Source organism: Sulfitobacter sp. L-8 (assembly GCF_056859255.1).
In genome coordinates, this window is the sequence record NZ_JBSXOD010000052.1 from 96,903 (window position 1) to 123,124 (window position 26,222).

The window sequence follows — 26,222 nt, forward strand, 5'->3', positions numbered from 1 at the left end:
CGCAATGGTTGATTGGTCCGGCGGCAATGATACCGGCACCAATCCACGCGAAGACGCGATTTGGGTGGCGGTATCACGGCTTGGTCAACTGGAGACTCCGGTTTATCTGCGCAACAGGGTCGAGGCGGAAAAATGGCTTGCCGGGCTTATCGATGCGGAAATGCAGGCAAGCCGCAGGGTATTGATCGGCTTTGACTTTCCCTTCGGTTACCCCAAGGGGTTTGCCGCTGCGCTGACCGGGCAGGCGGACCCGTTCGCGGTTTGGGAATGGTTTGAACGGCAGATCCAAGATACACCCACGCTTAACAATCGTTTCGATCTTGCAGGGCAGATTAACCAGGCTTTGGGGCAGGGCCAGGGGCCGTTCTGGTCCAACGGTTTACGCAAGCGAGACATCGCCGGGCTGCCGCGGACGAAAGCGGGGTATGTGAACCCGTTTCCGGATCGCCGCGCTGCTGAGCTCCGCGCCAAGGGGAGCTTTACCTGCTGGCAGATGGCGGGTGCCGGTGCGGTCGGGTCGCAAGTGTTTACGGGGCTACCCGTCTTGTCCAGGCTGCGTAACCGATTTGCGGGGAGGGTCGCCGTCTGGCCGTTCGAAGCGCTGGACAAGCCCGTTGCATTTGTCGAAATCTGGCCTTCCCTGACAGTTACGCCCGCGCCCGAAAACATGATCAAGGATGCCTGGCAGGTTCAAGAGACCGTGCGACAGGTTGCGGCGCTTGATGCGGATGTGCTCGCGCGGATTTTGGATGTGACCGCCCCCGAAGAGGGTTGGATATTCGGACTGGGGTTTGAAACGCTTTTGCAGGGCACGCGCCCGTTGCGCAACGACTGTTTCGCCTTGCCCCCCGGTGTCCACTGGACCCCGGTAGACGAGGCACTGGCCAACCTGAAGCAACGCTTGAGACCGGTCACCACGACCGAACAAGTGTCTGTGGATACCGCTTTGGGCCGCATCGCAGCTCAGGATGTGATGGCAAACCGCGCCAACCCGCCGCTGCCCAATACTGCGGTCGATGGCTATGGCTTTGCCGGGGGGCGGGGCGAAGGTGACCACGAACTGCCGTTGATGCAGGGACGCGCCGCCGCCGGTGATGCGCCGGGTAAAGTGCCCGAAGGCCGGGCGATACGTGTCCTGACGGGGGCAGCATTGCCGGCAGGCGTCGATACCGTGATCTTGCAGGAAGACGTGAAGATTGTCGCGGGTACCGTCCGGTTTCACGGCGCGATCAAGCAGGGCGCGAACACCCGGAAGGCGGGCGAAGACGTACAAAAGGGCGACCGGATCGTTTCGGCGGGCCGCAGGCTTGTCCCGGCTGACCTGGCGTTGCTGGCGGCCACTGGTACGGCGTCGATTGTTGTGCGCAAACCGTTGCGAGTGGGCGTCATTTCGACGGGGGATGAGATCGTTCAGCCCGATCATGCCGCCGCCGATGGTCAGATATACGATGCCAATCGCCCGATGTTGATGGGGTTGATCGCTCAGTTTGGATATACGGTGGTCGACCTTGGACATGTTGGCGACAACAGAGCCGCGCTGCGGGCGCGGTTGGATGCGGCGGGCGGCACCGTCGACGCGATCCTGACCAGCGGTGGTGCCTCAGCGGGCGACGAAGACCACGTATCCGCCCTGTTGTCCGAAGCAGGGGCGTTGTCGCTGTGGCGCATCGCGGTCAAGCCCGGTCGACCACTCGCCTTGGGGATGTGGCAAGGTACGCCGGTGTTTGGTTTGCCGGGAAACCCGGTGGCCGCGATGGTCTGCACGCTGGTATTCGCCCGGCCCGCCTTGGGCCTGATGGCTGGCGAAGACTGGAAGGAACCACAGGGCTTTGACGTACCGGCGGCCTTTGCCAAACGTAAAAAGCCGGGACGCCGCGAGTTTTTGCGCGCCCGCATTCGCGATGGCCGGGCGGAGGTTTTTGCATCCGAAGGCTCGGGACGCATCAGCGGGTTGAGCTGGGCCGAAGGATTGGTCGAGCTGCCCGATGAGGCCATTGACGTCAAAGAGGGCGACTTGGTCCGCTATATCCCCTATGGATCATTCAGCGGCTAGAGACTTTCAGTCGAAGGTTCCGGCCACCCGCCCCAACAGCATAAAGGCCCGTACAGTGCGCGTGTCGGCCAATGCCGAAATCTCGGCGTCCGAGGCTTCTTTTTCAAAAGCGGAAAAGGCGCGGTCGAAGCGACGCAGAAAATGGTGGCCTGCATCGCGAAAGATCGGATCCTGCTTCATCCGGGCATTGGTCAGGGCCAATGAAGACCGGTCGCGGATACCGCCAAGCGCGGCTATTGTGCGCCCGCGTGCGCCTTGGGCAAATTCACGCCAGACTTCCGGGCGGGCACGATCAGGTATCAAATCGTCCATATAAATCCCGTCCTGGCTGAGCAGTGTCAGGATATCCTGAGCCGCCTGAACCAGCTGCGACGCATTACGATCCTTGAGCGCTTTGCGCAGGGCGGCAAAGCCTTCTTCGTCTTCGGCCGTTTCGGGAAAGTTCAGGGCGCGGATGAAATCATCGTGCGACAGCGGTTGGCTCAAATCGCTCGCTTGCGTCCCTAGCGCCAGCGTAGGCTGGTCCTCGGTGACGGGGGCCTTCGCCGCTATCGCCGGGCGCGCCGCCGCGTCACGACGGGTTTGGAACATCGCCAAGGTGCTTTCCGTCTTGCGCGCGGCGGCTGCAATCTCGTCAAGCTTGCGCGAGACCGACGAGTCGCCATCAATCGACTGCCCCTGTTGCTGAGCGATATACGCATGACGGATCGCGTCGATGGCGGCTTGCAAGCGTCTGCTTTCCTCGCGCATCACGCGGCTGGCACGTGCCGCTGTGGCTGCGACCCAGATCATGCCTACGGGCAGAAACACCACCAGCATCGTCATCAGAAAACGCAGCCCGCCATCGCTAGTGTCGGCAGGTGCGGCGGGGGGCTGCATAAGAAAAAAGATCGCAGAGGCAAGCAGCCATACGGCGCTTAGGGCAATTGCGACGATTTCGATACTTGAAATGGCGTTGTGTTCTGGCCGTGTATAGACCCCAAACGGCGTGGATCGCGCCGGTTGGCGCGGTGCCTGATTTTGGGCGGGAGGGGTATCGGTCATGACAAAAATTCCAGCCTAGACGAAAAGGACCTTGAGAACCTCATAAGACTTTTCACCCCCTGGCGTACGGACAGTAACACTATCGCCTTCTTCCTTCCCGATTAATGCGCGGGCAATAGGTGACTTGATGTTCAGCAGGCCTTTTTCAATATTGGCTTCGTATTCACCAACGATCTGATAGGTCTTTTCGTTGTCTGTCTCTTCGTCGACCAAGGTCACCGTCGCCCCGAACTTGATAGAGCCGGACATCTTTGTCGGGTCGATCACTTCGGCCAAAGATATGGCACCTTCCAACTCTTTGACGCGGCCCTCGATGAATGACTGCTTTTCCTTGGCTGAATGATATTCAGCATTCTCGGAAAGGTCGCCGTGCTCGCGTGCTTCGGCGATGGCCTGAATGATCGCCGGACGTTCCACCGACTTCAAATGCTTCAGTTCTGCTTCCAAAGCGGTATGACCTGCTCGGGTCATCGGGATTTTTTCCATGGGTGCGTCCACGCAATGAGGGTCACAGCCCCGGACCCGAGTCCGAAGGTGTAACCGATTTGAATTGACCTTTAACTGACCTAAACTGAACGACGATTGCAAGAGCGAAGTCGGCGGGTCTGCGGCAATCCGCGTTCAGGCATCGTATTGAACAAGCTCATACTCGATGCCATCGTGATCATGAAAGTAAAACCTGCGGCCGGGATTGTAATCGGCATGGTTTTTTGGCGTAAACCCTTGAGCTTTTACAACAACTTCGGCCGCTTCCAGGTCATTGACCACGATACCGATGTGGTTGAGCCCGCCGGTCGTATGATAGCTGCTTACCCCGGATTTAGCCCCTTCAGGCGGCGTAAACAGCGCGACGTACTGTGTATCATTGCCGATATGCACGGTGTGTCCCCCGCGGCGATAGCCGGCCCTTGCCAGCGGACACGCCAGCCAAAGACCCTGGTCATCCATGCGGCAGTGGCTTCGGGGTCGGATACGGTGAAATTTGCGTGTTCTAGCTGTGCAGACATTGTCGGTCTCCTGTTTATGCTACGTTGACCCTGAGGTTTGTAATTTCTAAACCTAACTTTAGGTCAAGAAAAATTTTGAGGTGATACATGGCGCTGAATGAGGGCCTGTCGATCGGTGCATTGGCGCGGCGCACGGGGTTGGCTGTTTCGGCGATCCGCTATTACGAGGCGCAGGGGCTGATCAAGCCTTGGCGTAATGGGGGTAGGCAGCGGCGGTTCAACCGCGCCGATCTGCGACGGTTGAGCTTTGTGATGATTGCGCAGCAATTCGGCTACACGCTCCCGCAGATCAGACAAGAGCTCGACCTTCTGCCGGACGGGCGCACGCCGACCAAGGGCGATTGGACGAGGATCAGCAAATCTTTTCGCGCAACGTTGGACCAGCGTATCGAAATGTTGACGCGGTTGCGCGATGATCTTGACGGTTGCATTGGCTGCGGCTGCCTGAGCCTGAAAGCCTGCGCGTTGTATAACCCACATGACAAGGCCGGCGAAAAGGGGCAGGGCCCGCGGTACCTTATGGGCGACCCGCGCAGCTAAGCAATTTTGCATGGCGAAACATTATTGCTGCATCCGCGACATTTAGGATGCAAACTGTCGCAACGACCCAATTTTACGCCGTGTCGTGATTGCAAAGCCAATCGCGCTAGTTTAGCCAAATCCAAACCCGTTTTCTGCCCGAAGAGGAGCCCCGAATGGCCGAAGTTGAACGCGAAACAATGGAATATGACGTCGTAATCGTCGGTGCGGGCCCTGCCGGGCTGTCCGCCGCGATCCGTCTAAAGCAATTGGATGCCGACTGTAATGTGGTCGTGCTGGAAAAAGGGTCTGAAGTCGGGGCGCATATTTTGTCCGGCGCGGTGCTGGACCCGATTGGCCTGGACGCGCTGATGCCTGACTGGCGGGACAAAGGCGCACCGGTCAAGGTGAAGGTCAAGGAAGACAACTTCTATATGCTCGGCGAGGCAGGCAAGATACGGGTTCCGAACTTCCCGATGCCGCCCCTGATGAGCAACCACGGCAACTATATCGTGTCGATGGCCAACGTTTGCCGATGGATGGCAGAACAGGCCGAAGAGCTGGGGGTGGAGATTTTCCCTGGGATGGCCTGCTCCGAACTGGTTTACGGGGAAAACGGTGAAATCAAGGGCGTTGTTGCAGGTGAGTTCGGTATCAGCCCGGACGGCATCAAGGGTGACAGCTATGAACCCGGTATGGAATTGCACGGCAAGTATGTTTTCCTGTCTGAAGGGGTGCGCGGTAGCCTGTCCAAGCAGGTGATTGCGAAATATGAACTGGATGTGGGGAAAGAACCGCAGAAATACGGTCTTGGCATGAAGGAAATCTGGGAAATCGACCCGGCCAAGCATAAAGAGGGTACCGTAACCCACACCATGGGCTGGCCTTTGAACAGCAACGCCGGGGGTGGATCGTTCATTTACCACATCGAAAACAATCAGGTCTATGTCGGGTTCGTCGTCCATCTGGGATATAAAAATCCTCACGTATTCCCGTATATGGAATTCCAGCGCTTCAAGCATCACCCGATGGTCGCGGAACTGCTGAAGGGCGGCAAACGCGTGGCCTATGGCGCACGGGCAATCACCGAAGGTGGTTTCCAATCCATGCCCAAAATGGTCGCTCCGGGTGTGGCACTGCTGGGATGTTCGGTAGGGATGGTCAACGTACCCCGGATCAAGGGTAACCATAACGCCATGCTTTCCGGCAAGGCAGCCGCAGAAGCCGCACATGAGGCCATCAAGTCTGGCCGCAGTGGCGACGAGCTGACCAGCTATGAGGCTGAGGTTCGGGATGGAAAAATTGGCAAGGACCTGGAAAAGGTTCGCAACGTCAAACCGTTATGGAGCAAATACGGGCTTATGACGTCACTTGTCGTGGGTGGTTTTGACATGTGGACAAACACTTTCGGCTTTTCGCTGATGGGTACGCTAAAGCATGGCAAGACCGATGCCGAAGCGACCGAAAAAGCCAATAAGCACAAAAAGATCGACTATCCTAAGCCTGATGGAAAGCTGAGCTTTGACCGTCTGACCAACGTGGCGTTTTCGTTTACCAACCATGACGAAAACCAGCCTGCGCATCTCAAGCTCAAGGATCCATCGGTACCTGTCAGGGTAAACCTGCCGGAATACGCCGGACCATCAGCGCGATATTGCCCTGCCGGGGTCTACGAATTCGTGGAGGAAGCGGGAAAGGACCCGCGCTTTGTGATCAACTTCCAGAACTGCGTGCATTGCAAAACCTGTGATATCAAGGATCCCACGCAAAACATCGTCTGGACCACCCCGCAGGGTGGGGATGGACCGAATTACCCCAACATGTAAGAGAACTTGCAAACAAGAAGTTAAAAAAGGCGTGTCACGGCACGCCTTTTTCGCGACCTTTCGCCGATTGCGGATATAGAATCGGCGCAGTCAGATAGGTACCATTGCGCTCGGCATCGAAACTGATAGCTTTATGACCAAAGCAAAATGAGGCGAGCCACAATGTTCCGTAAACACCGTTCCTTCGTAAGTGCTCTCGCTCTGAGCTTGAGCATGGCTGTCCCTGTTGCGGCAGATTCCGTATCGGGGGCGTACTTGGCCGGACGTTACGCGTCGATGCGAAGCGATTTTGCCGAGGCCGCGCGATATTACGGAGAAGCATTGGCCAAAGAGCCAAATAATGTCGAATTCCAGGAAAGCACGGTTCTGGCTTATCTCTCCTTGGGCGACATAGACAAAGCTTTGCCCCTGGCGCGGGTCATCACCAGCGGGGAACAGTCCAGTCAGGTGGCATATCTGGTGACGACGGCAGGCATGGCGCAAGCCGAAGACTACCAAGGTCTGTTGGATCAAAACGCCGACACCGGGGGCATCGGCCCTTGGGTGGACGGATTGATCAAGGCTTGGGCATATGTCGGCATCGGGGACATGACCGCCGCGATCGAAAAATTCGATGAGCTGAGCACCGAGGCGGGGATGCAAGGGTTTGTCTTGTATCACAAGGCGCTGGCGCTCGCTTCGGTCGGTGATTTCGAGGGTGCCGATGCCATATTCGGATCAAATATGGCGGGGTCGGCGGGACAAACCCGACGAGGCGTCATTGCACGGGTCGAAATACTGGGTCAACTTGGCCGCAAGGATCAGGCGCTGTCATTGCTGGCTGCCAGTTTCGGCGATAGCATGGACCCCGAACTTGAGACGTTGATGAACGCCCTGAAGGGGGATGAGCCGGTAAGTTTCGGGCAGGTTCCCGATGCAAAAGCCGGTATTGCTGAAGTGTTCTTTACCTTTGCTTCGGTTCTGCGCAATGAATCGGCAGGCGATCACTATGTCTTGCTGTATTCCCGAATTGCACGGTATCTGCGGCCCGATCACATTGACGATTTGCTTTTGACAGCCGATTTGCTGGAAAATATCGGCCAGTACGATTTGGCGATGCAGGAATTGCAGGCTGTGCCTGCCGACAATCCGGCTTACCATGCGGCAGAACTGGGGCGTGCCGCCATTTTGCGACGCTCAGATAAGCCCGAACAGGCTATCGAAGTCCTCAAGCAACTTACCCGAAGCTATGGAGAACTGCCTTCGGTTCACTCTGCGTTGGGCGATGCTCTGCGGGCACAAGATGATTTTACTGGCGCGATAAAGGCTTATGGTCGCGCCCTTGAACTTACCCCGAAGACCAATCCCCAGCGATGGGTATTGCTTTACGCACGCGGTATCGCCGAAGAACGCAGCGGTGACGGCAAAGCCGCCGAAAGTGATTTCAGAGCAGCGTTGGAAATCAACCCCGATCAGCCTCAGGTCTTGAACTTCCTGGGATATTCGTTGGTTGAGCAAGGGCGCAACCTGGACGAGGCATTGAACATGATTGAGCGTGCAGTCGCCGGAAGCCCAAACTCAGGCTATATCGTGGATTCGCTCGGGTGGGTGTTGTACCGGTTAGGGCGCTATGACGAAGCCGTAGCGCAGATGGAACGGGCGGCGGAACTGGTGGCGGTAGACGCCGTGGTCAACGATCACTTGGGCGATGTATACTGGGCGGTCGGCCGCAAGCGCGAAGCTGAATTTCAGTGGCGCCGGGCACTGTCATTTGTTGACCCCCAGGATAACGACAGCGAGGCTGACCCTAAACGGATCCGACGCAAGCTGGAGGTTGGACTGGATGCCGTGCTGGCGGAAGAGGGGGCGTCACCGTTGATCAAGGTATCCGTCAGTAAATGAAATCCAACGGTGCCGCGTTAGGTCTGGCCGCGTCGCAGCCAGCTTGGGCTAAAGTCAACCTGACGCTCCATGTGACCGGACAACGCCCTGACGGCTATCATCTGTTGGATAGTCTCGTCGTACGGGCCGAAGTCGGCGATATGCTGAATGTCGCACCATCAGAGCAGCTAGAGCTTTATATCGACGGGCCCTTTGCAGATGGTGCGCCGCTTGATGATCGAAATCTGGTCATTCGTGCCGCGCGCCTGCTGGACGGTGGCAAAGGCCGGGGCGCGCGTCTGCACTTGACCAAGGGATTACCTGCCGCTGCTGGAATTGGGGGCGGTTCCGCCGATGCCGCCGCGGCACTGCAAACCCTGTCAGTCCACTGGGGGGTGCCAGTTCCACAGGATGTGTCCCGATTGGGTGCGGATGTTCCGGTCTGTTTGCACAGCTTGCCCCAAAGGATGCGCGGTGTAGGGGAGGATCTATCACCCGCAGGTCCGTTGCCGCAGTGCTGGCTGGTATTGGTCAATCCAAACGTGTCAGTTTCGACGCCCGAGATTTTCGCTGGATTAGAGAGCCGAGCCAACCCGCCGATGCCCCAGGTGTTGCCGGTCTTTGAATCTACCGCTGCTTTCGCCGCATGGCTGGGGACGCAACGCAACGACCTTGAACCGGCCGCCATCCAAGCAGTGCCCGAAATCCCCATATGTTTGCGCACGTTGCAGGACGCGCTGCTTGCACGGATGTCCGGTTCAGGGGCAACGTGCTTTGGCTTGTACGAAACCGATGCGTCAGCCCGTCACGCAGCCGCGCGAATCGAGAAAAACCATCCCGGGTGGTGGGTTGCCGCGGCGCCCGTGATCAGTTGATCCGGGAAACCACGTAATCGGCCAGATCACAGAGCATCTCGCGTAGCTCATGATCAGGCAGCGCGCCAAGCGCGCCTTTTGCCAATTCGGCCCACTCCAGCGCCTGCGCCTTGGTGTCACGCAGTGCCCCGTGTTTGTGGAGCAGGGTCAACGCGTGTTCCAGATCACCGTTATCTTGATGACCTTTTTCGATCGTGCGGACCCAAAATTCGCGTTCATCGGCGTCTGCCTTGGCGACCGCTTTTATCAACGGCAACGTCAGCTTGCGTTCACGAAAGTCATCGCCGATGTTTTTGCCTATCGTTTGGCTATCACCTTGAAAATCCAACAAATCATCGACAATTTGGAACGCGATGCCAAGAGCGTCGCCGTAGTCGTACAAAGCGCGTTCTTGTTCGGCAGAGGCCCCGGCGATCACGCCCCCAACTTGGGTCGCTGCTGAGAACAGGGCCGCTGTCTTGCCACGAACAACCTTGAGGTAGATGTCTTCGTCGGTACCAAGATTTTGTGCCGCGGTCAGCTGCAATACTTCGCCTTCGGCGATCGTCGCAGAGGCGTTGGCCAGAATTGCCAGTACCTTTATGTTGTTGGTTTCAGTCATCAACTGAAAACTGCGCGCAAACAGGTAATCGCCCACTAACACCGAAGACTTGTTATCCCACAAAAGATTCGCCGTTGGGCGGCCTCTTCGCTGCGCGCTTTCATCAACCACGTCATCATGCAAAAGCGTGGCGGTGTGGATGAACTCTACGGTGGCAGCAAGGTGGATGTGATACCGCCCCTGATATCCGCACAGATGAGCAGTAGCCAACGTGAGCATGGGGCGCAGACGCTTGCCTCCCGCCTCGATCAGATGGGCCGTGACTTCGGGGATTCGGGGCGCGTGTTCCGACGCCATGCGATGCCGGATCAGTTCGTTTACGGCCGTTAAATCATCTTTAAGATAAGTGGCCATGCGGTCATGCGGTTTTCTTGTTTTCTCGTTCGTCATCTACATGACCTTAATTAGAAGGCTCGACAATCCAACCGGATTGCCCTTACATCTCTGTTATGAAGGAACTTTTACGCACGACCGATCCGACGATCATTGCCTTTGCCAGCGCCCTTCTTCAGGGCGAGGATATAGACTGCTTTGCACTGGACGTAAACATGAGCGTGCTTGAAGGTGGCATCGGTATTTTTCCCCGCCGACTGATGGTTCACGACGATGATCACAGTGCTGCGGCGGAAATTTTGCGCGATAATGATATTCCCAGTGGCCTGCCCGAATAGTTACGTGCATCAATTTGCCCCGGACGATTTGACACATGACGCATTCTTGGGCGGCAAGCTGTACTTATGGCAGCCGCGAAAAGGGTATCGCGCGGGTGTCGACCCGGTTTTATTGGCCGCAACTGTGCCGGCATCGCCGGGCCAGCGGGTGCTTGAGCTGGGATGCGGGGTTGGTGCGGCATCGCTTTGCCTTGGTACGCGGATCGCGGGCCTGCACCTGACAGGGGTTGAGCTTCAACCAGCCTACGCAGACCTTGCGCGCCGCAATAGCCCGGAATTTGAAGTGGTCGTCGCGGATTTGGCTGATATGCCACTCGCTTTGCGAGAACGGCAGTTTGACCATGTGTTGGCCAACCCGCCCTATTTCGATCGGGACGCATCAGTGGCCGCGAAAAACCGGGGCCGCGAGACTGCATTGGGTGAACAGACCCCGCTTGAGACATGGGTAAAGATGGCCGCGCGGCGACTTGCGCCCAAGGGGCAGGCGCATTTCATACATCGGGCCGAACGTTTGCCCGATCTGATCCGTGCCTTGCCAAAGGACATGGGGAGCATCGAAGTACTGCCCATCGCGCCGCGGGTTGGCCGCTTGGCCGAACTTGTCATCTTGCGGGCCCGCAAAAGTGGCCGGGCGGCATTCCGGTTGAATCCGCCGCTTGTGATGCATCAGGGCCCGGTACATGTTTCTGACGGAGACAGTTTTGTCTCGAAAGTGCGGGCAGTGTTGCGTGACGGGGCCGCACTGGAGTTTTAAGCATTAACTGGCCGATCGCTCAATTTGTCGAAACATATGCTGCGGTGCCGCGTGACAGGCAAAATATTTCGTGCTTCACTGATCCTACGCAACACATCAGAAGGAGAGATATATGGCTTTTGACGCACATCTGGATGCTCTGAAACGCAAGCATTCGGCGATGAGCGACGCTGTAGAGAAAGCGCAGCGATCACCTGGAATTGACGACCTTAAAGTTGCGAATATGAAAAAAGAAAAACTTCGCCTTAAAGAAGAAATTACCCGACTCTCAACCTAGAAATTTTCATTTTTGTTAAGGTAACTGGCGCGCGCTGCACAAAGAGCGCCGCCAGTGATCAGGAATGCCGCCCAGAATAAAGTTGGGGTTGCTGGTGTTACCCCTGACACCACCAAAATAAGTGTCGATAGTAACGGGGCCAGATACGAACTGGTACCAAGAAGCTGGATGTCCCCGCGCTTAACCCCGATATCCCAAATATAAAAAGCCAGCCCGACGGGGCCGAGACCCAATCCAACGACGCTTGCCCACCCCAGACTTGTCGATGGAAGGACAGTTTCTTCAAATGCGAAATGCAGAGGAAGAGAAAGCGCGGCTGTCCCCAAACAGAAAACGACAACGCTGGCCGTCGGTGCAAAGCCCACCCGCCGCGAAAATAAGGAATAACTTGACCAGGTGAGAGCGCCTGCCAGTGCCAGCGCATAGCCTGGCAGGTATGCCGTCTGGATACTTGCCGTGCCATTTCCGATGATTAACGCTGCCCCGGAAAACCCTAGAAACGCGCCAATCAGGTGACCCTTGCGCAGCCGTTCTTGCGGCAAAAAGCCAGAGAATACGACGATAAGAAGCGGCCAGAGGTATGCGATCAATCCCGCTTCGGCAGCGGGTGCAAGACGCAGGGCTGAAAAATAAAGCGCATGATAGCCGAACAGCCCCAGCGTCCCAAAGGCATATACCGCCAAGGGCACTTGACGCAGGGCGCTTAGCTTGCCGGTCATCGCGCACCAGACCAACCCTAATAACCCGCCGATGGCAAAGCTGAGCGAAGTAAGCAAAAACGGTGGGGTAGGTGCGGTTTTCACCGTAAACAGCGCAAGTAGGGACCACAAGATGACTGCGCCGAAACCGATTAAAGTCGCTTGCGTTTGCGTCATGGCTTCACCTCTTTGGAATAGGCTTTGAACCTGTGACCGATGCAATTCCGAGCGTTGTGATGCCCGACCTTCACCATATGAGCAAGAGTATACTAACCTAGCAGGGGCAAAGCCGTGCGGCAGCCAATGCCTTTGGGAATAGATGAAGGGGTCGCGATCATGATCGGAAGAAGTTGGCGCAGCGATCATGAGCCGTTCATGCGACCAAGGCCAACGCTGACAAGCGCCGGCCTTGGTTGAAACAATCCGGGAAGCTTATACTAAATGCTGTGCGCCATTTGCGGTGATGGTGGAGCCGTTGATAAACCCTGCCTCGTCATTCACCAGAAAGACCACCGCGCGTGCGATCTCTTCAGGCTCACCAAGGCGACCGGTTGGAATCTGTGAAATGATTGACTCGCGTACTTTTTCAGGAACGGCCATCACCATATCCGTCGCGATGTAGCCGGGGCATATTGCGTTCGCTGTGATGTTGGAGCGCGCGCCCTCCTGGGCCAATGACTTGACTATTCCCAGATCACCAGCCTTGGTTGCGGCATAGTTAACCTGAGCAAATTGCCCTTTTTGCCCGTTGATTGAACTGATGACGACAATACGACCAAACTTTCGTTCGCGCATTCCCGGCCATATTGGATGGATCGTGTTGAAAACTCCGGTAAGGTTCGTACCAATGACTTCGTTCCACTGATCGGGTGTCATCTTGTGAAAAGGTGCATCCCTGGTAATGCCTGCATTGGCAACGACAACGTCGATGGGCCCAAGTTCGGCTTCGACCTTTTCAACCCCCGATTTGGATGCTTCGTAATCTGCAACATTCCATTTGTATGTCTTGATTCCTGTATTTTCCGTGAACTGCGCGGCGGCGTCATCATTGCCTGCATAGGTGGCAGCCACGGTGTATCCAGAGTCTTTTAATGCTGTTGAAATGGCGGCACCGATACCCCGGCTCCCCCCTGTCACAAGTGCGACACGCGACATATCATTCTCCCTTTCAGCAACGTTGTTTCGTTGCTAGTTATCAATTCGCAATTTTATTACGTATACAATCAGTAAGCATCGCGCGGTATGGTTGCAACAGTTAGGTAGACCGCTGGATAATATTTTTTATTATTGGCGGGAGCGTTCGGAACACCCCCGCCAAAATTAAACACGTCAGGGACGCTCAAGGCACATGGCGACGCCCATACCTCCGCCAATACACAGCGTTGCTAGACCCTTTTTAGCACCCCTGCGCTGCATTTCAAAAAGGAGGGTGTTAAGAATACGCGCACCCGAAGCCCCGATAGGGTGGCCAATTGCGATGGCTCCACCGTTGACGTTTACAATGGCAGGGTCCCAGCCCATTTCCTTGTTCACTGCGCATGCCTGGGCCGCGAATGCTTCGTTCGCTTCGACAAGGTCAAGATCTTCGGGTTTCCAGCCAGCTTTCTCGAGCGCTTTGCGCGACGCATAGATCGGACCGGCCCCCATAATGGTCGGGTCCAGACCCACGGTTGCGTAAGATGCGATGCGCGCCAGTGGGGTGATGCCCCGCTTTTCGGCGTTCTGGGCCGACATCAGCAGGGCACCGGCCGCACCGTCGTTTAGGCCCGAGGCATTGGCGGCGGTGACTGACCCGTCTTTGGTGAAAGCCGGGCGAAGTTTCTGCATCGCGTCTATCGTTGCGCCGTGACGAATGTATTCGTCTTGATCGACAAGCGTTTCGCCCTTGCGCGTCTTGACCGTAAATCCAACGATCTCATCGGCGAACTTTCCCGCCTTCTGTGCGGCTTCGGCCTTGTTTTGCGAACCAACAGCGAATTCGTCTTGGGTGTCTCGGCTTACTTGCCATTTTTCCGCGACATTTTCGGCCGTTTGCCCCATGTGGTACCCGTGAAATGCATCCCACAATCCATCTTTAATCATGGTGTCGATAAATTGCAGATCACCCATTTTTTGACCCGCCCGCAAGTTCTGGGCGTGAGGGCTCATCGACATGTTTTCCTGGCCGCCTGCGGCTACGATGTCGGCATCGCCAAGCTGGATATGTTGGGCAGCAAGAGCGACGGCACGTAGCCCGGACCCGCACACCTGGTTGATGGACCAGGCCGCAGATTCGATCGGCAGTCCCGCATTCACATGCGCCTGTCGTGCTGGGTTTTGCCCCTGGGCGGCTGTCAGCACCTGACCCAAGATGGTTTCGCTGACCTCAGAGGGATCAATGCCTGCACGTGCTACAATTTCCTTCAACACGGCGGCACCAAGATCGTGTGCGGGCGTGTTGGCGAAAGAACCGTTAAAGCTTCCGACTGGCGTACGCGCGGCGGATGCGATGACAACATTAGTCATTAAATTTCCCCTAGGTTACTGGCAAAGGGTATTTTCCATTCGCGAAAAAGATCGCGATCCCCCGCCTTCTGATTAAAGGCATATCGCATCGCAACACAGGCGGCAATCATGAGGTAGGACGCTAACTGCTTTTGCGAAATTCCGGTTCATCGGCCCATTCAGGAGAGGTGGTGGGTGCTGCGTAATAATAGCCTTGCTGGCAATCTACACCCAAGGCCGACAGTGCTTCGGCATCGTCGCGGTTTTCAACCTGTTCGGCCACGGTAATCATGTTGAAGTTATGCGCGATCGCCAACATGGTCGAGATAACGGCACGATTGTCACCGTTGGTTGCAAGGTCACGCACGAACTGACCGTCAATCTTGAGAATATCAAAATACATATCTTTGAAATATCGAATGGCGGTATAGCCAGCCCCGAAGTTATCCAATGCAAAGCAGATTTTCTTGCTTTGCAATTGTTCCATGAAGCTCGCGACAAGCTCTGGCATTTGCATGGCCGATTGTTCGCTGATCTCCAATATCAGTCGTTCGCCAATGGTAACGTCACGGTCAAGCCAGTGGGTCAGCATGGTTGTCCAGGGTTTGTACCCGATAGAGCGGGCTGACATATTTATGGAAAGCCGTAGATCGGCATGTTCTCTAAGTGCGATCAGACCTGCACGCAGCGCAAGAACATCAACCTCGCGCCCCAACTGAGTGTCTTGAATGACAGGCATAAATTCGCGTGCCGGAATAACTCGCCCAGTTGGATCCAAGACGCGTATAAGTCCCTCGTGAAAAGCGATTTTGTCGGTTGAACTGCCGTAAAGAATGGGCTGGTAGGCCAGCAATGTCTGCCTATGTTTCACCGCCTCTTTTACCATTTCCAGCGTGGAGCGATCACGCTGAGAAACGGCATAATCCAACGGGTTATCATGCCCTTCGGGCAGATTTGCGAAACGGTGCATCGTTGATTCTATCAAAGGGTGCTCACTCTTCATAGGATTTCACAATTTGATGGCACAGGTTTTGACAACAAAGACTTAAACATTCAATTTGACGTGTCTGACACTAAACGGCGCAATCAACGCTATCTCCCGCGGAAGGAACTGAAATGAAACGCTGCGATTGGGCCGGCCCAGAGCAAATCTACATAGATTACCACGATACGGATTGGGGCGTTCCAGAGTATGACAGCCGTGCCCTGTGGGAAAAATTGATACTGGACGGCTTTCAGGCCGGGTTGAGCTGGATCACCATCCTCAAGAAAAGAGAGAATTTCCGCGAAGCTTTTGCCGGCTTTGACCCTAACATTATCGCCGACTGGGGCGAAGCAGATGTCGAAAGGTTATTGAAAAACCCCGGCATTATCCGGCATCGCGGTAAAATCGAAGCCACCATCACCAACGCGCGTGTCTGGCAAGACATTGAACGAAGAGAAGGTTTTGATACCTATCTTTGGAATTTTGTAGGGGGCGCGCCAGTGCAGAACCACTACGCCACCCACGGGGACGTGCCGACGTCGACAGATACCTCGAAGCAGATTTCCAACGATCTCAAGAAGCACGGATTCAAGTTTTGCGGCCCCACGATCGTCTATGCCTTCATGGAGGCGGTCGGCATGGTTAACGATCATCTTGTCTCATGCCACAGACACGACGCCGTGGCACAGATGGCAGTGCGTCGGTGACAGATAAACCGGCCAGTCCACGCCGATAGGGCAGGGCCGAGGCGAAAGCGGCGGGTTCGGGCCCCAGTTTACATCATGGCGCGCGAGGAGCTGCCTAGTTCTTGCGCTGCAGAGTCGACGGCGATCATGGTATCACTGCTGGTCCAGCGGTCTTTGGTGACGCAATACCCAATGTCAAAAATTGGCCGAATTTCAGGGTTCGCATTCTCAAGCTCGACGGACGCGACCGCTTTTGCCACCGCCTTATCCATGCTTGAATTGGTTTGCATTTCCGCGTCAAGAAGCGCTGCCGCGAATATCCCATTTGAACGATAGGTCAGCATTAAACCCATTGGTTTCAGCGCCTCGGAAATGGCGACGGCCAGTTTGACCGTGTACTGATGGCGTTGGGGTTCCGAAAAAGATGCCATCAATTGTGCGAAATTCTGCACTGCAATTACCGCGACTGTTGTGTCGCCGCCAAATTCCGATTGCATCCGCATAATATAGTTTTCAAAGGCTTCTTCGGTAACCAGACCGCTTTTTGAAAGGTCGGCCGGTGTCATGGGGCGTTCTAGGGCGATCTTCTGCAAGACCTCGTATTTCTCGCGGCTGGGGCTTTCGTGCGGACGTTTGATGTGCCGGATAAACTCAGCATTGCGCAGCTCTGCCCCATGAATACGGGTTTCCAGTTCAAAAAATTCAAAAGGCTTAACGATGTAATCCCACGCACCCGCGACAAAGGCTTTGGCGATGCTATCGCTGTTTTTGACACCAGTAAGCATGATGATCGGCACAAATTCATATCCGGGGATCTGTCGGATATAGGTAATAAGTTCGATCCCGGACATTTCGGGCATTTGAATATCAAGAAGAAAACAATCAAAGGGCACTGGCGTATCTTTGATAATCGTCAAGGCATCTGCACCCGAGGCAGCCGTGCGAACATATTCATGGTCTTGTGCTTCTAGATAAACCCCAAGGAGATGACGTAAGTCCTTGTTATCTTCTACGGCCAGAATTCTCATCACTCGTTACCCCGCATTCTCGAATTGCTTTGCCCATATAACAAAAATGGCGTGTGCATCCGGACCAAGCTATTTCTGGTAAGCACCTAAATTTTTCATCACAATTCAGTTATTCTTCCTTGACTACTTAATTTAGCTTGAATCAGTTTCGTTAACTTTTCAACTCGCAATTGGGTATTTTAATGTTTTATTAACTCTTTCGTAGTGTATGGGCATCTTTTGGATAGGTTTCAGGGGCGCGCGTGATTCTCAATCGCGCTTTATAAATGGGTGTCGGACTATGAGCCGGGGCTTTCAAACGTTGTGCACATATGTTTTTGTCCCCCGCGGACGAGAAGGGCGGCCAGACGCTTCGCAGATTGTCCAAACCGCTCAGGTACTGCGCCGTATAGACCTAGATACTGCGATTGCGTGTTGACTCTCTTTCCATGGCTCATATAAGCGCGGCTTCATTGGTGTTGGTGGACCCTGCAAAGGGAACCCTGTCGGGCTTCGGCCAGAGGACAACGCCCTTTACCGCCCGTCGCAATTCTGCGGGGGCCACAAAAAGGAGAACAGCCGTGACAAAACGCACAGCTGCCAAGCACAAAATTGACCGCCGTATGGGCGAAAACATCTGGGGCCGTCCTAAATCCCCGGTAAACCGTCGCGAATACGGCCCCGGCCAGCATGGCCAGCGCCGCAAGGGCAAGATTTCCGACTTCGGTATCCAGCTTCGCGCCAAGCAAAAGCTCAAGGGCTACTACGGCGATCTGACCGAAAAGCAGTTCCGCCGCATTTACGGTGAAGCCGAGCGTGTAAAAGGCGATACAGGTGAAAACCTGATCGGTCTGCTCGAGCGCCGCTTGGACGCCGTTGTGTACCGCGCCAAGTTCGTCGCAACCGTTTTCGCCGCACGTCAGTTCGTAAACCACGGCCACGTCCGCGTGAACGGCAAGAAGGTTAACATTCCTTCCTACCGCGTCAAGGAAGGCGACGTGATCGAAGTACGTGATCGGTCCAAGCAAATGGTTGCCCTGCTCGAAGCGACGCAATTGGCCGAGCGTGACGTGCCTGACTACATCGAGGCGGATCACTCCAAGATGACAGCGACATTCGTGCGCACCCCTGCTTTGGGCGACGTGCCATATCCTGTCATGATGGAACCGAACCTCGTGGTCGAATTCTACGCGAAGAACTAAGGTTCCTCGCACATCAGATGCCGAAGGGGCCGCGCTGGACATACCGGCGCGGCCCTTTTGCGTTTCGACCCGCAGATGAGCCGCAGGGGGCAATATCATAGTGGCGCTGGTCGTACCACGCGGCTAAGGTCCGCCCGACAGGAGATTTGATAGATGACAACCGCAATTCAGCCTCAGCCCGGCATCATGGACATCGCCCTTTACCAAGGTGGTGCGGCGCATGTGGCGGGGCTTGAAAATGTAATCAAGCTCAGCTCGAACGAAAACCCGTTGGGGCCGTCCGAGGCTGCGATAGAAGCATACCGTCGTGCATCGTATGACTTGCATCGCTATCCCTCCTCTGATCATAGCGCATTGCGCCAGGCCATAGCGACCGTGCACGGGCTGGACCCTGAACGGATTATTTGCGGGGCCGGGTCGGATGAGATCATCGCCTTTTTGTGCCAGGCATATTCCGGTCCGGGTACCGAGGTTTTGCACACTGTTCACGGGTTTGGCATGTACCGTATTTCGGCGCTCGCCAACGGGGCTACACCTGTGGAAGTATCTGAAAATGAGCGTGTAACGGATGTGGACGCCCTACTGGCCGGATGCACCAATAAAACCCGGCTTGTGTTCATCGCTAACCCAAACAACCCGACCGGCACCATGATTGGCCTGAGCGAGATTGAGCGTCTGGCCGTGGGGATCCCCGAGAAGGCTATTCTGGTGCTGGACGGCGCTTATGCCGAATACGTCGATGGGTATGACGGCGGGGCGGCTTTGGTCGACATGCATGATAACATTATCATGACGCGGACCTTTTCCAAACTTTATGGCTTGGGTGGTTTGCGGGTGGGCTGGGGCTATGGACCGGCACATATCATCGACGTCTTGAACCGTGTACGCGGTCCGTTCAACGTGTCGCAAGCGGGGTTGAACGCTGCTGAAGCCGCGATCAAAGACACGACCTATGCGACGCATTGCCGTAGGGAGAACGCACGCTGGCGGAGTTGGATGGCCGATGCTTTAGCCGAGATCGGCGTGCCGTCGGATGTGTCATGCGCCAATTTCATCCTTGCGCGTTTCAAGTCGCAGGCCGAGGCCGAAGCGTGTGACGACTACCTGAAGACCCAAGGCTTAATCGTTCGGCGGGTTGCGGGCTATCAACTGCCGTCTTGTTTGCGGATCACCGTGGGCGATGAAAGCGCGTGTCGCCGCGTCGTTCACGCGATACGTCAATTCAAGGGCGATTGATATGCCGGTAATTTATGAAAAAGTAGCCTTGATCGGCTTGGGCCTGATTGCGTCGTCCATGTTCTGGGGCATGAAACGCGCAGGCTTGGCCGGCACCGTATCGGGTTTTGCACGAAGCGCAGAGACACGAGACATCGCCCGCGAAATAGGCCTGTGCGACGAGGTATGCGATACGATCGCCAAGGCCGTGGAAGGCGCTGATTTGGTGGTTCTATGTGTCCCGGTTGGTGTGATGGGATCAGTCGCTGCTGAAATGGCGGGTTTCCTAAAGCCCGGTTGCACCGTCACCGACGTGGGATCCGTCAAGGCCGATGTCATCGCCCAGGTCGGGCCGATCTTGCCCGATAATGTTCATTTTATTCCCGCGCACCCCCTGGCCGGTACCGAACATTCTGGTCCCCGCAGTGGGTTTGCCGAATTATTTGACAACCGCTGGTGTCTGTTGGTGCCAGTGCCTGATACCCATCCCGACGCGATTTCGCGGTTGCGCAACCTGTGGGAAGGGCTGGGCGCGAATGTCGAGGAAATGGATGCGGAACATCACGATCTTGTTCTTGCCGTCACTAGCCACGCTCCGCATTTGATTGCGTATACAATGGTAGGTGTAGCGGATGATTTGCGCCGCGTGACCGATAGCGAAGTCATAAAATACTCGGCGGCGGGGTTTCGCGATTTTACCCGTATTGCCGCCAGCGACCCGACGATGTGGCGCGATGTTTTCCTGACGAACAAAGAGGCCACTCTGGAAATTCTGGGTCGCTTTACCGAAGAACTGTTTGCGCTTCAGCGTGCCATTCGCATCGGCGACGGGGATCATTTGCATGCGTACTTCACCCGTACTCGAGCGATCCGCCGAGGCATCATTGAGGCTGGACAAGATACTGACGCCCCGAATTTCGGGCGCCAATCCGGCAAGAAATGATCCGTCCCGCGCTTATAGCGGTGATGCTATGCAGCCCGGTATGGGCGGGACCTGATCAATCCCCGAGGCCGGTGGCCAGAACCGGGACTGTAGATGCGTTGCCATCGGATCGCGGTCAGTTAACTGCACCGACAAAAATTGTTACGTCTGCTGCGCAAGAAAGCATAGGGATCGCTGCGTCACTACGCCCTGTGTTGCGCAGTCATGCCATTGAAGATGCCGCACAAAAGCAACGAAAGCTTTTGGCCCAGGGTGCCGTGTGCGACGATGTCGCGATCCAGGGTAAGTTCATCGGTCGGGTGAAGCCTGAGTTGAACGGGTGTGGCGTCGACGCCGCCGTTCAAATCGAGTCCGTGTCGGGAGTAAGGTTAAGCCAAGCATCGGTGATGGATTGCAAGACTGCCAAGGCGCTCAAAAGCTGGATCGAGAATGCAGCCAAACCCGCCTTCGCCGACATTGGCGGACTAAGAGGTCTGCGCATTGCTGCGCATTATACCTGCCGTACGCGGAACAACGAACCGGGGGGCAAAATCTCGGAACATGGGCGGGGCCGGGCGATAGATGTTTCTGCCTTTCAGCTTAAAACGGGACAAGAGATCAGCGTCCTGAAGGGTTGGGATGCTGCTGCCAGTCGCACGGCAGTGCAGCGGGCTCACAAAGGTGCGTGTGGGCCCTTTGGGACGATACTGGGTCCGAAAGCAGATCGATACCACCTTGATCACTTCCATCTCGACACCGCCCGCCATCGCAGTGGGTCATACTGTCGGTAACCTAACGCAGAATGATCCGTGGTGCTTGACCCAGAGGGATGAAACCCATCGCCATCTGACCGTCGGTGATGCTGATCGTAAGATCCAGCCCTGTGGTTTTGCCGCTCATCTGCGCAAGACCTTTCAACATCTGTTCGGCCTGCGGGCGAAAATCGGCCGGCAGATATCCGGCGTTGCTGGCCATGTCCAACAAGGTCGGCCAATCGTCCACTTCAAGTGACAAAGTGCCTGTCAAGACCCCGTCTTCAGCGATGGCTATGGTCCCGCTGGCCCGTGCGGCGACGCTCCGCCACGCTAGTTCGGCCCGATGCAGGTCGATGACACGGGGCTGGGGGCGGACGGTTCCAGGTGCATCATTCCCCCACGGGCGGTCAAATGTGAGAGTCAGGTCTGCCGTTGCGATGTCCAAGGGTTGCGACCAATCTTGGGACAGACCCAGAAGGCCCGGAATGCCAGCGTCTGGGGTGACCTCGTCGAGTGTCGCCTTGACATCATATATCGGAAGCTGCCGGTCTTGTTGAACCGCCGTTACCTCAATGCCTTGTCCGCCGACCTTGCCGGTGACCGGGCTCGTGAACTCCCATTCGTTGCTGGTAAGTGAAAGGCTTTCGAGCTCTGAGTTCCAGCCAATGCGCAGGCGGAGATCAGCCTGGACATCGTTCACCTTGACGGCAGCTTGGAAGCCGGGTGCCGCAAGATCGAAATGCATCACCGGTGACGACACGGTTGCATAGCTTGGCCAATAGGGCAGGGCCGAAATATCTATACGTGGCGCCGCAACAGAGGCGGCCAACCCCGTCTGAGACCCCTGCGCAGGCGCAGGAGCGATGGACACACCTGTCAGACGGGTGTGCAGCATCGTGGGAAAGCCCAGCCTTTCGCGCGCTTCAACGCCGATCTGCCACCCGGATGCCTTGTACGATGCCATCGTCTTGGTAAGGCGTCGATCCAGCCCGCTTGATGCGATAAGCCACCATCCGCTCCAAACCACTGCCAAGGCGACCACGATTAACACTAGCTTGCCCATTGCACCGAAAACCTTTTTAACACCTGCGTAAAAGCCGCTTTGGTCATGCGGATAGTGAAGGACGACAGCGATGGCAATGTGGGTATTTGGCTACGGCAGTTTGTTGTGGAATCCGGGTTTCGAAGTGGCGGAACGCGTCATCGGCCGCCTGCCGGGATACTCGCGATCTTTCTGCATGCGGTCGATCCATCACCGCGGGTCGATCGAGAAGCCGGGGCTTGTGCTCGCACTGGACGCGCTTGCGGGAACCGCCTGCGATGGAATCGCGTTGCGGGTGGCACCGGGTGCCGAGGATGCGACCCTGGCTTATCTGCGCGAACGTGAACTGATTTCATCCGCCTACGTCGAGAAAACCCTGGAGGTGACGTTGCAGGATAACCGGACCGTCCGCGCATTGGTTTATGTGATTGATGCCGACCACGACCAATATTGCGGGGGCTTGCCATTGGAAGAGCAGGCCCAGATCATTGCCCGAGCGGTAGGTGGCATGGGCCCGAACAAGGAATACCTGTTCAATACCGCGTCTCACCTCACCCAGATCGGCTTGCACGACCCGGCGCTGGAGTGGCTGCAAAATCGCGTTAAGACGCTTTGCGCATAAAGCCATGGCATAATCCGGTGTCTTGGGTGTAAGCTGCGGCAACAGAAGCACAAAAAGTGTCAGGAGCCACCAGGCATGGCGCAATCAGACCGCGAGTCCAAACCGCAATTCTCACAGCCCGTGCGGCAGATCACATTAATGTTGATCGCTCTTGGGTTGTCCGGTATCGGCGCATTCTTGGCTTTGCCAAGTGTATTGCCGATTTTCGAAGCGAACCCCTATCTGAATGGCGTGATCATCTTCGTGTTCGTGATTGGCGTAATCGCCTGCTTTTATCAGGTCGTTCAACTGATAGGATCGGTACGCTGGATCGAAAACTTTGCCTCTGCGGCCCCTGATCCGGAAACGGTCGCTCCACAGCTTCTGGCACCGCTGGCGTCTTTGTTGCGAACACGAGGCGCACGCATGCAGGTGAATGCATCGTCGACGCGGTCGATCCTGGATTCAGTTTCCACCCGGATTGATGAAGCCCGTGAAATCACGCGGTACATCGTTAATATGTTGATTTTTCTGGGGCTTTTGGGGACATTCTATGGTTTGGCGACGACAGTGCCGGCTGTCGTCGAAACCATCCGCAGCCTCGCCCCCCAACAAGGCGATGGCAGTACAGATATGTTTACACGCCTTATGACGGGTCTGGAATCACAGTTGGGCGGAATGGGCGTGGCGTTTGGGTCTTCGCTTCTTGGGCTGGCCGGATCGCTTGTTGTTGGCCTGCTCGAGCTGTTTGCCGGGCACGGCCAGAACCGGTTTTATCAAGAGCTTGAAGATTGGCTAAGCTCAATCACGAGAGTTGGCTTTTCGTCGGGCGAAGAAGGCAGCGCGGACCAAAATGCGGTCGCCGGTGTACTTGATCACATGGCCGAACAGATGGACGTTCTGACCCGATTGATGGGTCAAACAACAGAAAGCCAATCGACGCTCAACACCCGGCTAGGGGCCCTTGTCAGCTCTGTTGAGGGGATGAACGCACCAAACGAACGCGACAGCTTGACGATAAAAAGCCTGGAACGGATCGCAAACGGGCAGGAACGCATGATAGCCGCGCTGGAAGATCAAGGTGGTGAAGATCCGGTTGATGCCGAAAGCCGGATGCGATTGCGGTCGATTGACGTTCAACTGCTGCGCATTCTCGAAGAAATTTCAGCAGGCCGCCAGGAAACCATGGCCGAACTGCGCAAAGACATTTCGCTGCTAGCCAAGGTGCTATCCCCCCCACGTTCCCCAGAACCCCGCCGCATGCGAACCCCGGATAGATTTGGCCCCGAGGATACCTGATAATGGCGCTATCACGACGCACAGGGTCAAGGTTCCAAGGGTCGATCTGGCCAGGCTTCGTCGATGCCATGACAGGCCTGTTGCTGGTGTTGATGTTCGTGCTTACCATTTTCATGGTTTTGCAAGCTGTCCAGACCCAACGGATAAACGGCCAGGAGAGCGAGCTGAATTCCTTGTCGGGCGAGGTGGCGGCCCTTGCGCAGGCATTGGGAATTGAACGTCAAAACAATGCGGGGCTTGAAGCACGGTTAGGTACGCTTAATTCGACGTTAGATGCTGCGCGCGACCAAGCGTCGCAGCAGGCAGCGCTGATTGCGTCGCTGACGGCAACGCGCGACGCGCAGGCAGCCGCTCTTGACGATGCGCAATCTCAGATCACCAGTTTCGAAGCGCAGGTTGCCACGCTGCTTTCGCAACGCGATGAGGTGACGAACAAGGCCGCCTTGCTGGAACAGAAAAACACCGAGCTGGTCGATGAAAAGGTCGCCCTGAACCTTGCATTGTCACAAGCCCGGCGTGAGACAGACGCGCAGGCGGAAACGGCCCGACTAGCGGCGGCGCGACGGGATGCGCTGGCGGCGATGATCGAGGAGTTGAACGCCAAAAACGCGGATACGCAAAAGCAGCTTGCCGCCGTCAAAGAGGCGTCGGAGGTCGCATTGTCAGAGGCCGAGGCAGCAAGGTTGACCGAGGCTGCGGCGGCTGAACGGCTGCGCGACAAGCTCAAGAACGCGGATGCGGAACTGACTGCGATGACGCTTGCCCTGGAAGCTCAGCGCAAAGATGCCGAGGATACATTAACCTTGCTTGCCGCCGCACGTACCGCTGAAGGCGATTTAAATGCCAAGCTTGCGGCCGCGTTGCTTGACGTCGACCAATTGCAGACCGAGGTAAGTGCCAAAGAACAAGCTTTGGCCGATCGCGAAGGACAAGCTTTGGCTGAACGCGACGAATTCGCGGCCGAGCGCGAAGAATTAGCGGCGGACAGCGAAAAGTTAAGGGCGAAGCTTGCAGAGGCTCTTGCTGCCAAGCTTGCGGCTGAGACCATTGCGGCGGACCAAACCACCGAGACCGAGAAACAGCAGGCGCTGTTAGCTGCTGCGCGCAAATCATTGGCCGCGGAGGAAGACACCAGCGCCGCTGCGCAGCGACAGACCGAATTGTTGAACCAGCAGGTGGCCGCATTGAGGGGGCAGTTGGGTGACTTGCGCGCCTTGTTGGATGATGCCGTTGCCCGTGACGCGGCGAAGGAAGTCCAGTTGCAATCACTGGGTTCCGATTTGAATACGGCGCTTGCGAGAGTTGCGACAGAAGAGCGCCGTCGCGCCGAATTGGAAGCCGCAGAACGAAAGCGACTGGAGGCCAAAGCCAAAGATCTTGAGCAATACCGGTCGGAATTTTTCGGACGCCTGCGAGAGCTTTTGGGAAAACAGGCCGGTGTCCGGATCGAAGGCGACAGGTTCGTATTTTCTTCGGAGGTGTTGTTTCCGCCTGGTTCCGCGATCCTGTCACCGGATGGACGCGGTGAGATTGCCAAGGTTGCTACGATATTGCGCAACATCGCGGCGGATATTCCGCCCGAAATTGACTGGGTGATCCGGGTGGATGGTCACACCGACAACCAACCATTGTCGGGGCTTGGCCAGTTTGCAGACAATTGGGAGTTGAGCCAAGCGCGGGCGCTGTCTGTGGTCAAGTATATGATCGACTTTCTAGGTATCCCTCCTGAACGGCTCGCCGCCAACGGATTTGGGCAATATCAACCGGTTGCTTTGGGCGATTCCGAAGCGGCGCGTGCGCAGAACCGCCGGATCGAGCTTAAGTTGACTGAAAAATAAG

At 56.2% G+C, this 26,222-nt stretch carries 25 protein-coding genes and 1 pseudogene; 16 read left to right on the forward strand and 10 right to left on the reverse strand.

Features of this window, described 5'->3' with window-relative positions; genetic code table 11:
• The first annotated feature begins 4 nt into the window (after positions 1 to 4).
• On the forward strand, positions 5 to 2,053 hold the full coding sequence (locus AC13DE_RS12340) for a molybdopterin-binding protein (protein ID WP_483048096.1): 2,049 nt from the start codon (positions 5 to 7) through the stop codon (positions 2,051 to 2,053).
• 6 nt (positions 2,054 to 2,059) lie between these two features.
• Here the strand turns inward: AC13DE_RS12340 and AC13DE_RS12345 are convergent, their stop codons facing one another.
• From AC13DE_RS12345 to AC13DE_RS12355, 3 genes and pseudogenes are all read right to left on the reverse strand, one after another.
• Positions 2,060 to 3,097 carry a hypothetical protein gene (locus AC13DE_RS12345; protein WP_483047987.1) on the reverse strand — a complete coding sequence of 346 codons (1,038 nt, stop codon included), beginning with the start codon at positions 3,095 to 3,097 and terminating at the stop codon, positions 2,060 to 2,062.
• 15 nt (positions 3,098 to 3,112) lie between these two features.
• Positions 3,113 to 3,583 (reverse strand): transcription elongation factor GreA, encoded by a 471-nt coding sequence (gene greA, locus AC13DE_RS12350; RefSeq protein WP_446313149.1) that lies wholly within the window; start codon positions 3,581 to 3,583, stop codon positions 3,113 to 3,115.
• Positions 3,584 to 3,796: 213 nt separating this feature from the next.
• Positions 3,797 to 4,104: pseudogene (locus tag AC13DE_RS12355) on the reverse strand (VOC family protein); the annotation flags it as partial.
• An 87-nt stretch (positions 4,105 to 4,191) separates the two neighbouring features.
• On the opposite strand from AC13DE_RS12355, the gene soxR reads away from it, so the two are divergent.
• From soxR to AC13DE_RS12375, 4 genes are all read left to right on the forward strand, one after another.
• Positions 4,192 to 4,644, forward strand: coding sequence for a redox-sensitive transcriptional activator SoxR (gene soxR, locus AC13DE_RS12360; RefSeq protein WP_483047988.1), 453 nt, complete (start codon positions 4,192 to 4,194; stop codon positions 4,642 to 4,644).
• Positions 4,645 to 4,799: 155 nt separating this feature from the next.
• A complete protein-coding gene (locus AC13DE_RS12365) occupies positions 4,800 to 6,449 on the forward strand; it encodes an electron transfer flavoprotein-ubiquinone oxidoreductase (protein WP_483047989.1) in 1,650 nt (549 codons plus the stop codon).
• A 162-nt stretch (positions 6,450 to 6,611) separates the two neighbouring features.
• Complete coding sequence (locus AC13DE_RS12370; RefSeq protein WP_483047990.1) at positions 6,612 to 8,330, forward strand: tetratricopeptide repeat protein; 1,719 nt, start codon at positions 6,612 to 6,614, stop codon at positions 8,328 to 8,330.
• Complete coding sequence (locus AC13DE_RS12375; protein WP_483047991.1) at positions 8,327 to 9,184, forward strand: 4-(cytidine 5'-diphospho)-2-C-methyl-D-erythritol kinase; 858 nt, start codon at positions 8,327 to 8,329, stop codon at positions 9,182 to 9,184. Before AC13DE_RS12370 ends, AC13DE_RS12375 begins: the two co-directional genes overlap by 4 nt.
• Here AC13DE_RS12375 and AC13DE_RS12380 read toward each other — a convergent pair.
• Complete coding sequence (locus tag AC13DE_RS12380; protein WP_446313144.1) at positions 9,177 to 10,175, reverse strand: polyprenyl synthetase family protein; 999 nt, start codon at positions 10,173 to 10,175, stop codon at positions 9,177 to 9,179. The genes AC13DE_RS12375 and AC13DE_RS12380 overlap by 8 nt on opposite strands.
• Positions 10,176 to 10,234: 59 nt before the next feature.
• On the opposite strand from AC13DE_RS12380, the gene AC13DE_RS12385 reads away from it, so the two are divergent.
• From AC13DE_RS12385 to AC13DE_RS12395, 3 genes are all read left to right on the forward strand, one after another.
• Complete coding sequence (locus AC13DE_RS12385) at positions 10,235 to 10,456, forward strand: putative signal transducing protein (protein ID WP_446296943.1); 222 nt, start codon at positions 10,235 to 10,237, stop codon at positions 10,454 to 10,456.
• A gap of 4 nt (positions 10,457 to 10,460) precedes the next feature.
• Positions 10,461 to 11,210, forward strand: a complete 750-nt coding sequence (locus AC13DE_RS12390; protein WP_483048097.1) for a tRNA1(Val) (adenine(37)-N6)-methyltransferase — start codon at positions 10,461 to 10,463, stop codon at positions 11,208 to 11,210.
• 112 nt (positions 11,211 to 11,322) lie between these two features.
• Positions 11,323 to 11,487 (forward strand): YdcH family protein, encoded by a 165-nt coding sequence (locus AC13DE_RS12395; protein WP_446296941.1) that lies wholly within the window; start codon positions 11,323 to 11,325, stop codon positions 11,485 to 11,487.
• On the opposite strand, the gene yddG is transcribed toward AC13DE_RS12395, so the two are convergent.
• From yddG to AC13DE_RS12415, 4 genes are all read right to left on the reverse strand, one after another.
• Complete coding sequence (gene yddG, locus AC13DE_RS12400) at positions 11,484 to 12,362, reverse strand: aromatic amino acid exporter YddG (RefSeq protein ID WP_446296940.1); 879 nt, start codon at positions 12,360 to 12,362, stop codon at positions 11,484 to 11,486. The genes AC13DE_RS12395 and yddG overlap by 4 nt on opposite strands.
• Before the next feature lie 255 nt (positions 12,363 to 12,617).
• A complete protein-coding gene (phbB, locus tag AC13DE_RS12405; RefSeq protein WP_446296939.1) occupies positions 12,618 to 13,340 on the reverse strand; it encodes an acetoacetyl-CoA reductase in 723 nt (240 codons plus the stop codon).
• 174 nt (positions 13,341 to 13,514) lie between these two features.
• Positions 13,515 to 14,690 (reverse strand): acetyl-CoA C-acetyltransferase, encoded by a 1,176-nt coding sequence (locus AC13DE_RS12410; RefSeq protein WP_446296938.1) that lies wholly within the window; start codon positions 14,688 to 14,690, stop codon positions 13,515 to 13,517.
• Between the two features lie 121 nt (positions 14,691 to 14,811).
• The gene (locus AC13DE_RS12415) at positions 14,812 to 15,639 is read right to left on the reverse strand and encodes an EAL domain-containing protein (RefSeq protein ID WP_483047992.1); all 828 of its coding nucleotides are present in this window, start codon (positions 15,637 to 15,639) and stop codon (positions 14,812 to 14,814) included.
• A gap of 146 nt (positions 15,640 to 15,785) precedes the next feature.
• Between AC13DE_RS12415 and AC13DE_RS12420 the strand changes: the two genes are divergently transcribed.
• Positions 15,786 to 16,361 carry a DNA-3-methyladenine glycosylase I gene (locus AC13DE_RS12420; RefSeq protein WP_483047993.1) on the forward strand — a complete coding sequence of 192 codons (576 nt, stop codon included), beginning with the start codon at positions 15,786 to 15,788 and terminating at the stop codon, positions 16,359 to 16,361.
• Positions 16,362 to 16,429: 68 nt separating this feature from the next.
• Here AC13DE_RS12420 and AC13DE_RS12425 read toward each other — a convergent pair whose 3' ends face one another.
• Positions 16,430 to 17,368 (reverse strand): response regulator, encoded by a 939-nt coding sequence (locus AC13DE_RS12425; RefSeq protein ID WP_483047994.1) that lies wholly within the window; start codon positions 17,366 to 17,368, stop codon positions 16,430 to 16,432.
• 560 nt (positions 17,369 to 17,928) lie between these two features.
• On the opposite strand from AC13DE_RS12425, the gene rpsD reads away from it, so the two are divergent.
• The 4 genes from rpsD to AC13DE_RS12445 all read left to right on the forward strand — a co-directional run bounded on the left by rpsD (position 17,929) and on the right by AC13DE_RS12445 (position 21,477).
• The gene (rpsD, locus tag AC13DE_RS12430) at positions 17,929 to 18,549 is read left to right on the forward strand and encodes a 30S ribosomal protein S4 (protein WP_446296934.1); all 621 of its coding nucleotides are present in this window, start codon (positions 17,929 to 17,931) and stop codon (positions 18,547 to 18,549) included.
• Between the two features lie 153 nt (positions 18,550 to 18,702).
• The gene (gene hisC, locus AC13DE_RS12435; protein WP_483047995.1) at positions 18,703 to 19,785 is read left to right on the forward strand and encodes a histidinol-phosphate transaminase; all 1,083 of its coding nucleotides are present in this window, start codon (positions 18,703 to 18,705) and stop codon (positions 19,783 to 19,785) included.
• 1 nt (position 19,786) lies between these two features.
• Positions 19,787 to 20,707, forward strand: coding sequence for a prephenate/arogenate dehydrogenase family protein (locus AC13DE_RS12440; RefSeq protein ID WP_446296932.1), 921 nt, complete (start codon positions 19,787 to 19,789; stop codon positions 20,705 to 20,707).
• On the forward strand, positions 20,704 to 21,477 hold the full coding sequence (locus AC13DE_RS12445; RefSeq protein ID WP_483047996.1) for an extensin-like domain-containing protein: 774 nt from the start codon (positions 20,704 to 20,706) through the stop codon (positions 21,475 to 21,477). The genes AC13DE_RS12440 and AC13DE_RS12445 overlap by 4 nt, the downstream gene beginning before the upstream one ends.
• A 1-nt stretch (position 21,478) precedes the next feature.
• On the opposite strand, the gene AC13DE_RS12450 is transcribed toward AC13DE_RS12445, so the two are convergent.
• A complete protein-coding gene (locus tag AC13DE_RS12450) occupies positions 21,479 to 22,504 on the reverse strand; it encodes a DUF2125 domain-containing protein (protein WP_483047997.1) in 1,026 nt (341 codons plus the stop codon).
• Positions 22,505 to 22,574: 70 nt separating this feature from the next.
• Here AC13DE_RS12450 and AC13DE_RS12455 point away from each other — a divergent pair, with 70 nt between their 5' ends.
• The 3 genes from AC13DE_RS12455 (at position 22,575) to AC13DE_RS12465 (ending at position 26,221) form a co-directional block, all read left to right on the forward strand.
• Positions 22,575 to 23,105 carry a gamma-glutamylcyclotransferase gene (locus AC13DE_RS12455; RefSeq protein ID WP_446296929.1) on the forward strand — a complete coding sequence of 177 codons (531 nt, stop codon included), beginning with the start codon at positions 22,575 to 22,577 and terminating at the stop codon, positions 23,103 to 23,105.
• A gap of 75 nt (positions 23,106 to 23,180) precedes the next feature.
• Complete coding sequence (locus tag AC13DE_RS12460; protein ID WP_483047998.1) at positions 23,181 to 24,383, forward strand: biopolymer transporter ExbB; 1,203 nt, start codon at positions 23,181 to 23,183, stop codon at positions 24,381 to 24,383.
• Between the two features lie 2 nt (positions 24,384 to 24,385).
• Positions 24,386 to 26,221 carry a peptidoglycan -binding protein gene (locus tag AC13DE_RS12465; protein WP_483047999.1) on the forward strand — a complete coding sequence of 612 codons (1,836 nt, stop codon included), beginning with the start codon at positions 24,386 to 24,388 and terminating at the stop codon, positions 26,219 to 26,221.
• The last annotated feature ends 1 nt before the right edge of the window (position 26,222 follow it).